This window comes from Synechococcus sp. 'PEA 65AY6A-5F PE A' (genome assembly GCF_047462575.1).
Classification (GTDB): Bacteria; Cyanobacteriota; Cyanobacteriia; order Thermostichales; family Thermostichaceae; genus Thermostichus.
Map to the genome: position 1 here is coordinate 44,546 of NZ_JAOALE010000020.1, position 9,200 is coordinate 53,745.

Consider the following 9,200-nt stretch of genomic DNA (forward strand, 5'->3'; position numbering starts at 1 on the left):
AGGGGGACGGAGTCCTTAAGAAAGAGGGAAAAGACCATGCTGAGTGCCTTGATTGTGTTGCCGATTTTGGGATCCCTGCTGCTGTTCCTGGGCTTGGGAGGGCGCAAGCTGGCGGTGGTCTTGGCCGGGATCCCGTTGGCCATCTCGCTATTTCTGTTTACCCGCTTCGACGTGCAGGCGACCGGCTTTCAGTGGGAGCAGCGGTGGGATTGGATCCCGCAAATCGGGCTGAGCTACTCCCTGGGCTTGGACGGGCTGGCTTTGTTGATGGTGGCCCTGAACGGGCTGCTCACTCTCATCGCCATTTTGACGGCTGAGCCGGAGACCAAGCGGCCCAATCTCTTTTACGGCTGCATTCTGCTGATGAGTGGGTCGGTCAACGGGGCTTTTGCCGCCCAGAACCTGCTGTTGTTTTTCCTCTTTTACGAGCTGGTGCTGATCCCGATCTACTTGCTCATTTCCATCTGGGGCAGCCCCAAGCGGGATTATGCCGCCATCAAGTTTTTGATCTACACCGCTGTTTCCGCCGTCTTCCTGTTGGGGGCGTTTCTGGCCGTCTACTGGCTGGGGGATCCCCATACTTTTGAGCTGGCCGAGATTCGCATCAGCTCCCTGGGCCCCGCTGCCCAAACCCTGGCCCTGTTGGCTTTGATTGTGGCCTTTGGCATCAAGATGCCGCTGGTGCCCTTCCACACCTGGCTGCCCGACGCCTACGGCGAGTCTTCCCCGCCGGTGGCGGTGCTGCTGGGAGGGGTGCTCTCCAAGTTGGGCACCTATGGTCTGTTTCGCTTTGGGCTGCAGTTGTTTCCCCAGGCTTGGGCCGATCTGAGTGGGCTGCTGGCCTGGTGGGGGGCTATTGCTGTGCTGTCGGGGGCTTTGGCGGCCATCGCCCAAAAAGACATCAAGCGCATGGTGGCCTACAGCTCCATCGGCCATATGGGCTACATCCTGCTGGGTATGGCGGCGGCCACGCCGATTAGCCTGACGGGGGCGATGGTGCAGATGGTCTCCCACGGCCTGATTCTGGCGCTGCTGTTTGATCTGGTGGGCCTGGTGGAGCGCAAGGTGGGAACGCGGGATCTGAACGTGCTCAACGGCCTGCTCAATCCTCTGCGCGGCCTGCCCACCGTGAGCGCCCTGTTGATCTTGGGCGGCATGGCCAGCGCCGGGATCCCGGGCTTGGTGGGCTTTGTGGCCGAGTTTTTGATCTTCCAGGGCAGCTACCAAGATTTTCCGTTGCCCACGTTGCTCAGCATCTGCGGCACCGGCTTGACGGCGGTGTATTTTGTGATTTTGCTCAACCGCACCTGCTTCGGCAAATTGGACAACCGCACCGCCTACTACCCCCGGGTGCAAGGTTGGGAGCGGATCCCGGGCTTTCTTTTAACTGCCTTGATCGTCTGGTTTGGGATCCAGCCCATGAACCTGGTGAAATGGCCCCAAACCTTGGCCTTTACTCTATCCACCCAGGTGGCTCAAGCCCAGACGCTTGTCATCGCGGAAGCCGAACATTCTTCTCCCTCCAGTTTGCTGCAGGGATCCCTGATGGACAACGCAAGCTCATGACTTTCTCCCCTAGCCGAAGGCAGTGAAGAGTTGGAGACTTTTTCCATGACGACGACCCTGGTTACGCCCAAGCTCCCCCCTTCCACCCATCCCTTTGCCGAGGTGGTGCATCGCCTCGAGGCAGGGGGATCGATGCTGCCGGATACGCCGGAAAACCTGATGCAAATTATCGGCCTCTACAAAGCCTATGCGGTGCCGATGGACTTTTACTGGCGCGATCTGCTCTACATTGCCGAGCAGGTGTTTGTGGATCCCTTGCCCTTTTTTAAGTTCATCATTCCCGAAGAATATTTGAAGCTGGCCAACCACTACGCCGGGGATAATGCCGATTTGCGCATTTGGCGCGGCCCCGCTACGGCCCACCCGGAACTGCTGGAGTTCATGGAAAAAGGGGAGCTCAAGCGCAAGCTGCCGCGGATTTTGCATCACCTTTGGCATGACCGCATCAACATGGAATTTGCCGAAGAATGTATGCGGGCCATGCTCTGGCACCGGGATATGGGAGGCCTGCTGGATCCCTATATGGATTCGGAAGAATACAAGCAAAATGCCGACCGCGCCATCCGCGCCTACTGCCAGGGCAACCCCCTTTTGACCGGCCTGTACAAGCTCTTTCCAGACATGTTTCTGGAACTCTGCCGCCAGGCCACCATGTATTCGGTGCTGGGCCTGTTTTGGGAGGTGATGGCCCCCGTCTTTTTTGAGATGAGCGATCTCTACGACGAGGGCAAAATCACCAGCGTGCCGGAGGCGATGAACTTTTTGGTTAACGGGATCTTCGCCGTTGCCGGGCGGCCCATTTATCACCGGGTGCGCATTCGAGGAGAGTGGTACGACATTGTGCCCAAATCCAAAGGATTCACTTGGCTATACGAGGCGGCTTTCCCCTATGTGGAAGCGGTGTTTTATCGCACCTCTCCCTTCCGCGGCACCAAGTCCTACAACGCCCAAGCCAACGAAGTTCCCACCAACCAATTGGATTTCCACTACGGGGTTCTCTACGCCGATAAGTTTCCGGTGGGCAGTGCCGGGATCCCGCCGACCCTTTTGCACCAGGATATGTACCACTTTTTGCCCCAGTATTTGGTGGAGTATTACCGCAAGCATTGCCGTGGTGAAGACGACATGCTGATCCAGCTTGGGATCAGCTTCCAGCGCTCCATGTACAACGTTACTTCAGCCGTGATCCAGGCGGGGAGAGCCGCTTTCTTGTATCCTCTGGACGATCCCAACCCGCGGCATTTGATGATGAACCGCCGTTATTTTGAGGGACAGCTCAATCGCTTCACCCGACCGGAATACGGCATCCGCGAGGCAGCCCGCCTCTCCTATATTCAGGATCAAAACTACCGCTAGTTGAGGACAATTACGCCGATTTCAGGTGGTCGGTTTTGGCTTTCCCTTTTCCCGATCCTGCTTGGACCCAACTGCTCTTCTGAACCTGCCGTCCAGACCTTTATTCCCACTTCAGCAAAACAAGGATCTTGGCCATGCCTGATATTGTCGATATTGCAGTTTCTGCTGAGGGTTTTTCCACCTTGGTTACAGCCGTGAAGGCGGCAAACTTGGTGGATACTTTGAAAGGCCCTGGCCCTTTCACTGTTTTTGCGCCCACCGATGCGGCTTTTGCCAAGTTGCCCCCCGGCACCATCACCACCCTAGTGCAAAACATCCCCCAATTGACTCGCATTTTGTGTTACCACGTGGTGCCCGGTCGCCTGAAAAAGGCGGATTTGGCCAAGTACCAGAGTGTAGGCTCGGTAGAGGGATCCCCCATCGATTTGTTTATCGAGGGGGACGTGTTTGAGGTGAACAATGCCACCGTTATCCAGGCGGATATCGAGGCGGACAACGGCATCATTCACGTCATCGACACCGTGATCCTGATGCGCCCCCACTGGTTCTGGCCGATCATGCTCTCGGGAGAAACAGGGAAAAGCGAGGGCCAAAGCTTGGCTAGCGACCGCAGAGTCGATACACCGGCAAGGTGAAATGAAAACTGCTGCCCTTGCCCAGGATCGATTCCACCCAAATCTGGCCATAGTGGGCGCGCACGATGCGACGGCAAAGGGAAAGGCCAATGCCATAGCCTTCCTGCTGTTGGTCGCGGGATAGGCGCACCGCATCGGAGAAGATGTTCTCTTGCTCGGCTTCCGGGATCCCAGGGCCGGTGTCGCTGACGGTCACCTGTACCTTTTGGCTGGTGCGGTGGAGGATGTTGAGGCGGATGGATCCCCCGGCGGGAGTGTACTTGATGGCATTGTCCAACAGGTTGAAAATAACCTGGCGGATCTTGTCGGGATCCACGTGAACTGTGGGCAGATCGACCGGAATATCGGCTTGAAACTGCAATTGCTTGGCTTGGATGCGAGGCAGTAGCTCCTCGATCACTGGCTGGCATAGGCTGGCCAACTGAGTTTCCACGGCTCGAATCCGCAGCTCCGAGGCACTGCCACGGGCCGACTCGAGAATATCGGTGATCATGCTGTCCATCTTGCGCAATTGCTGGCGGGCATGCTCGAACAACTGCCGCTCCACCGCCTTGTCCAGGGATCCTTCTCGCCCTTGCTGTAGGGTTTCGACCGCCAGGGCTGTAGCCGTCAGGGGGCTGCGCAAATCGTGCACCAGCATGGCCAGAACACGGTCTTTGAAGTCCAACTGCTCCCGCAGTTGGGCGCGCTCCTGGCGCAGCGAAAACACCTCTTCCGACATTTGCAACAACGCCTCGGTGGTCGGGGGAGGAGCAGGATCTTGACCCGCCTCTTCCTGGTAGGAAACCAAAGCCGCCTGACCCTGCCAGCGGGGCCACCACACTTCCAACTGCGTCGCCAGATCTTCGCCCGCCAAGACCTGAGCCGGCAGGGGTTCTGCTTTCACCAAGGCTGGCGTCACCACCAACTTGTAGTGCTCTGCTAGGTAGGGGTGCTCCTCCAGCGGTACCACCTTCAGATGGGCAGGATGCTGGCCCGGCAGCCCCTGGATGTGCCGACGCAATTGCTCCGCCAGTTCCTCGATATTGGCTCGACCCTGAGCAAACAACAGCAGGCGAATGCCAGAACGGGTGGAGGTGCGATCTAGCGAAGTTTGCATAGGCAAAAGTCCCAAGGGCCAAAGATGAGGTCTGCAGCAGCAGAGGTTGCCGCCAACGAAACCCGGCTCCCTCGCTGCCCGTCCTTTACCTTCCTAACACTTAACTTTGGGAAAAGTTTAGGAGGGAACATCAAAGGCAGTGAAACTCAGTGAAACAGATACGCCAGCCCTACCAACACTGCCAGCAACCCCGCTGTTGTCAGAGTGAAGTGCAGGAGGGAGGTTTTGCCTTTACGCACCATGTTGCGCATAGCCAGGCGGGTATAGCTCACCTGAGGCGAGGATCCCTTCTCAACAGGGGTGGAGCTGACAGGAGAGGGCTGCGACATCGGGATGGCCGGAACAAAAGCTGAACACTACCTTTAACCTAGCCCAATCCACCCCTCTTGATAAATACCCCCTGCCCCCCAGGGCGCTGGCTCAGTCAAACCGGCAAGGGATCCGCAGGCACTGCTGCAACAGCTCCTGGTAATCCCGTCCGTCCATGAGAAAAGCCCCAAAGCGAGCCAGGTGCGGGTTCATCAACTGGGCGTCAAAAAGGCGAAAGCCCCGCTCCCGCAGGTGTTCCACCAGCTTGACCAGCGCCACCTTCGAAGCGTTGGGAATGCGGTAAAACATCGATTCGCCGATAAAGGCCGCCCCCAAAGCAATGCCCAGGATCCCGCCTGCTAGGGTGTCTCCCTGCCAGGTTTCAAAGCTGTGGGCAAACCCCGCTTGGTGCAGGGCAAGGTAGATCTGCTTTAATTCCGAGCTAATCCAAGTTTGGGGGCGAGCGGCACAGCCCTCCACCACTTGCTCAAAAGCGCCGTTGATCCGCACCTGAAAGCAACTGCCGCGCACCAAAGGCCGCAGCGAACGGGGACAGTGAAACCGCTCGTCCAAAGGGATCAGCGCGTGCTGCTCGGTGCCATACCAGGCCAGGGATCCGGTTTCTTCGTCCGCCATGAGGAAGTAGCCCTGGGCATATCCGGTCAGAATAGCGCCTATATCTACCTGCATGCTGTCTCTGCGCCTCTCAAGATTGCCATTCCGGCGAGAGGCTGGCAAAGTCTCCCGCATCGACCTTGGGGTGACAATCCACACAGCCGCTCACCCGCACTGGGTTGGGAAAGTCTACTTGCGGGTGCAAAGCGCGGAAGTAGCGAGACTCGGCCAGGCGATAGGGCACCGGTTCCCCTTGGCGCAGGGGACGGGAATTAGGCCGCAAATAGCCCCAAGCCAGTTGTAAAGCCACGCCGGTCAGGGGCTGGATCTGCTGGCCGTAGTGGTTGGGATCCTGTAGCAGCCGTCGCCAGGTTTCGGTGGGCAACACCTGAGCGGGCAGCGCCACATGGCAAGTGCCGCAACTGCGCACGTATTGGGCCTGCTCCAACTGGGCCTGGGTGAGGCTTTGCTGCGCTTGCGTCAGGGATCCCATCAATCCGACCAGAAGGACGATCAGGCCAAAAAGCCAAAATCGCCGCTGTCGCTTTCTCAAGGGAGCCATGCTCTCACACCAAGGTCAATGCTTTCCCAATTTAGACCAGCCCGCGAAAGATCCAGGCCCAGTTCCTGGAATTGGCTTGGCCTATCTTTGCAGAAACTCCAGAAAATCCCGCCACCAATTGCAGATCCCTTGCCACATCCGCAGCATTTCTTGGCGTATCTCTCCCGTTTCCTCCTGCAGCTAAGCCGGGCGGAGCTCGATAGCACCGCTGCGCCTGTCAAAGCGAGCCAGAGCTCCTCGGGGAGCCAGCATCAGTTTCTGCGATCAGCACCTCGTGCTTTTGCACAATTCAGTTCAGCGCTTTCAGCTCCTTGCCCAGGGTTTGAGCGGTGCTGGACAGGCTGGATAGCATCAGTGGCAGCCTAGTTTTTGGACTCTCTCTCCGACAAGAGCAGGTCGCAGCCAAATCCGGCTGGGTCTAAAATAGCGGGGCTGCGGACTCTCCCTCGAGTTTTTCGTATGGACTTGCCTAACCTCCTCTGGCCAGACCCCGGCGAGATCCCGGCTCCTCCCCAGCCGGGGATCCTGGGCATCTTGGCTTCCGGCAACGGCAGCAACTTCGAGGCCATCGCCCAAGCCATCGATGCTGGCGAGCTACGGGCGCAAATTGCCGTCGTGATCACCAACAATCCAGACGCCTACGTGCGGCAGCGGGCGCGGCGAAGAGGGATCCCTTGTATTCTGCTCAACCATCGGCACTATGCCAGCCGGGAGGCGCTGGACGCGGCCATCTTGCAAGTGCTCCAGGAGTATCAGGTGGAGTGGGTGATCATGGCCGGCTGGATGCGTTTGGTGACCCAAGTGTTGCTGTCTGCCTATCCGGAGCGGGTTTTAAACCTCCACCCCAGCCTCTTGCCCAGCTTCAAGGGCCTGCGGGCGGTGGAGCAGGCGCTGGAGTACGGCGTGAAAATCACCGGCTGCACCGTCCACCGGGTCACGTTGGAAATGGATAGCGGCCCCATTGTGGCGCAAGCAGCCGTACCGGTTTTGCCGGAAGATACGGTGGAATCCCTTTACCGGCGCATCCAGGCCCAGGAACACCGCCTCTACCCGCTGGCCATCCGCCTCTGTTTGGCCGAGGGATCCCGCCTCCCCAAGTTCTCGGAGAAGCTGCACAATTGAGGGTGAGCCCGCCGCTGGCGCCCCCTATGGCCGAAATCTCGCCGTTGCTCGTTTTCGACAGCTCTGCGATCCTGGCCGGTCGCCCGGCTCTGTGGCAGGAATGGGCCCGTTTTGGGGTGTGTGTGCTGCCCCAGGCGGTGATGGCGGAGCTAGAACGCCTAACCCGACAGGCCATCGACCCCCAAGAAGAATCGACAGCGCGCGCCTTCTTGCGCCACTGGCCCCGTTTGGGATTTGCCGTCTCAGAAGCCCGCGCCCTGGTGGGTGAAGTCAACGCCGGCGAGCAGTCGCTGCGAGTCCGCCTAGAGCAGGCCATTGCCGAGTGTGCCTATGCCCTGGCCCAACAGCAGCCGGGATCCCTGGTGGTGGTGGTGAGCAACGACCGACCCTTGGTCGAGCGAGTGCAGGGGCTGGGCCTTGCCAACCTCTGTGCCATCTCTCTGGCCGAGCTCAACCGGTGGATGCGCCAGCGCCAGCGCCCCCAGGCTGTGGCTATGGCTTGGAAGCGGCTGCCAGGGCCTCCCATTCCCGCTGCTCCGTTGCCCCCCTCCCCAACTTCTGCAAAACCACCCTCCCCCGCTCAAAAGGGCTCCCGACCTGTTCAACGGAGATCTCAGGTTGGATTCGCCTGGAAAAGCGTGCAAAACTCCCTGGCGCTGCTGCTGGCTTTGGCTTTCTTCTCGGCAGCAGGGTTGCTGGCCTGGCGTTTGTTGGATCCCACGGGGAGCGAAGGGATCTGGCGGCGGCTGCCCCTGTCTCGGACCCTTGGCTGCGCGATCTCTAGCCGCTTTGGCCGAAAGAGCCCCCGCAGACCTATGCTAGGATGAGGGCTTACTGAAAACCCGGATCCCGCCCCATGACGGAAACGGCTGACCTTTGGCCCCAGCTTTTGGGACAGTTGCTGGAGCGGCAATCTCTGAGCGAAGCCCAAGCCGAACAGTTGATGAACGGCTGGCTGCACAACCAAGTGCCGGATGTGGTGTCGGGAGCGATTTTGGCGGCCCTGCAAGCCAAGGGGGTCAGCGCCAGTGAACTGGCCGGCATGGCGCGGGTGCTGCAGCGAGCTTCCCTGGGATCCCCCCTGGATCTGCCCCTGTTGGTGGATACTTGCGGCACCGGGGGAGATGGGGCCGGCACGTTTAACATTTCCACTGCCGTGGCCTTCGTGGTCAGCGCTGCCGGGATCCCAGTCGTGAAGCACGGCAACCGCTCTGCTTCTGGCAAGGTTGGCTCGGCGGACGTGCTGGAGGCGTTGGGGGTGAACCTGAGCGCTGAGCCAGAGCAAGTGCGGGCGGCGGTGGCGGAAGTGGGCATCACCTTTCTCTTTGCCCCCCACTGGCACCCGGCCATGCGGGCGGTGATCCCCTACCGCCGCGCCCTTAAAGTTCGCACTGTCTTTAATCTCTTGGGGCCCCTGGTCAATCCCCTCTATCCCAACCGCCAGGTGATCGGGGTTTATGCCCCGGAGCTGGTGCCGGTGATGGCCGAGGCCTTGCGTCTGTTGGGGCGGGAAAGGGCCGTGGTGTTGCACAGCCGCGAAGGTCTGGACGAGGCCGGGTTGGATCAGCCCACCGATCTGGGCATCCTTTCCGGTGGGCTGGTACGAACAGAAGTTTTGAACCCGCGAGATTACGATCTTACGCCCGCACCTGTCCAGGCCCTCCAGGGGGGGAACTTGGCGGAAAATGCCGCCATCCTCGCCCAAGTTCTCCAAGGATCCGGAGCGCCTGCCCAGCGGGATGTGGTGGCCCTCAATGCCGCTTTGGCCCTGCAGGTGGCCGGAGCCGTTCCCGATTGGGGATCCGGAATTGCCCAAGCGCGGGAGATCCTTGCCAGCGGCGCTGCCTGGGATCGCCTGCAAAAGCTGGTCAATTTTCTGGCTTCGTGACGTACTCCCGCACTCATGCTGACGCATAGAGTGCGGGCTTCCCAGTGA

10 protein-coding genes are annotated in these 9,200 nt (G+C 59.7%); 6 read left to right on the plus strand and 4 right to left on the minus strand.

Annotated elements, in window-relative coordinates:
- The first annotated feature begins 36 nt into the window (after nucleotides 1–36).
- The 3 genes from GG26_RS08305 to GG26_RS08315 all read left to right on the plus strand — a co-directional run bounded on the left by GG26_RS08305 (nucleotide 37) and on the right by GG26_RS08315 (nucleotide 3,557).
- Nucleotides 37–1,566 (plus strand): NADH-quinone oxidoreductase subunit M, encoded by a 1,530-nt coding sequence (locus GG26_RS08305; RefSeq protein ID WP_099812396.1) that lies wholly within the window; start codon nucleotides 37–39, stop codon nucleotides 1,564–1,566.
- Nucleotides 1,567–1,611: 45 nt separating this feature from the next.
- A complete protein-coding gene (locus GG26_RS08310) occupies nucleotides 1,612–2,922 on the plus strand; it encodes a CO2 hydration protein (protein WP_099812397.1) in 1,311 nt (436 codons plus the stop codon).
- Nucleotides 2,923–3,056: 134 nt separating this feature from the next.
- Nucleotides 3,057–3,557 (plus strand): fasciclin domain-containing protein, encoded by a 501-nt coding sequence (locus GG26_RS08315; protein ID WP_414389923.1) that lies wholly within the window; start codon nucleotides 3,057–3,059, stop codon nucleotides 3,555–3,557.
- Here GG26_RS08315 and GG26_RS08320 read toward each other — a convergent pair.
- The 4 genes from GG26_RS08320 to GG26_RS08335 form a co-directional block, all read right to left on the minus strand.
- Nucleotides 3,523–4,656, minus strand: coding sequence for a histidine kinase (locus GG26_RS08320; protein ID WP_011429533.1), 1,134 nt, complete (start codon nucleotides 4,654–4,656; stop codon nucleotides 3,523–3,525). The genes GG26_RS08315 and GG26_RS08320 overlap by 35 nt on opposite strands.
- Nucleotides 4,657–4,802: 146 nt before the next feature.
- The gene (locus GG26_RS08325) at nucleotides 4,803–4,985 is read right to left on the minus strand and encodes a DUF3285 domain-containing protein (RefSeq protein ID WP_011429532.1); all 183 of its coding nucleotides are present in this window, start codon (nucleotides 4,983–4,985) and stop codon (nucleotides 4,803–4,805) included.
- 91 nt (nucleotides 4,986–5,076) lie between these two features.
- Entirely contained in the window at nucleotides 5,077–5,655 is a 579-nt protein-coding gene (aat, locus tag GG26_RS08330; RefSeq protein ID WP_011429531.1) for a leucyl/phenylalanyl-tRNA--protein transferase, read from the minus strand.
- Between the two features lie 16 nt (nucleotides 5,656–5,671).
- On the minus strand, nucleotides 5,672–6,142 hold the full coding sequence (locus GG26_RS08335) for a hypothetical protein (protein WP_011429530.1): 471 nt from the start codon (nucleotides 6,140–6,142) through the stop codon (nucleotides 5,672–5,674).
- A gap of 459 nt (nucleotides 6,143–6,601) precedes the next feature.
- Between GG26_RS08335 and purN the strand changes: the two genes are divergently transcribed.
- From purN to trpD, 3 genes are read left to right on the plus strand one after another with little or no spacing between them, the layout of a single operon-like run.
- Complete coding sequence (purN, locus tag GG26_RS08340) at nucleotides 6,602–7,264, plus strand: phosphoribosylglycinamide formyltransferase (RefSeq protein WP_011429529.1); 663 nt, start codon at nucleotides 6,602–6,604, stop codon at nucleotides 7,262–7,264.
- 26 nt (nucleotides 7,265–7,290) lie between these two features.
- Entirely contained in the window at nucleotides 7,291–8,091 is an 801-nt protein-coding gene (locus GG26_RS08345) for a PIN domain-containing protein (protein WP_011429528.1), read from the plus strand.
- A gap of 29 nt (nucleotides 8,092–8,120) precedes the next feature.
- A complete protein-coding gene (gene trpD / locus GG26_RS08350) occupies nucleotides 8,121–9,152 on the plus strand; it encodes an anthranilate phosphoribosyltransferase (protein ID WP_011429527.1) in 1,032 nt (343 codons plus the stop codon).
- Nucleotides 9,153–9,200: the final 48 nt, after the last annotated feature.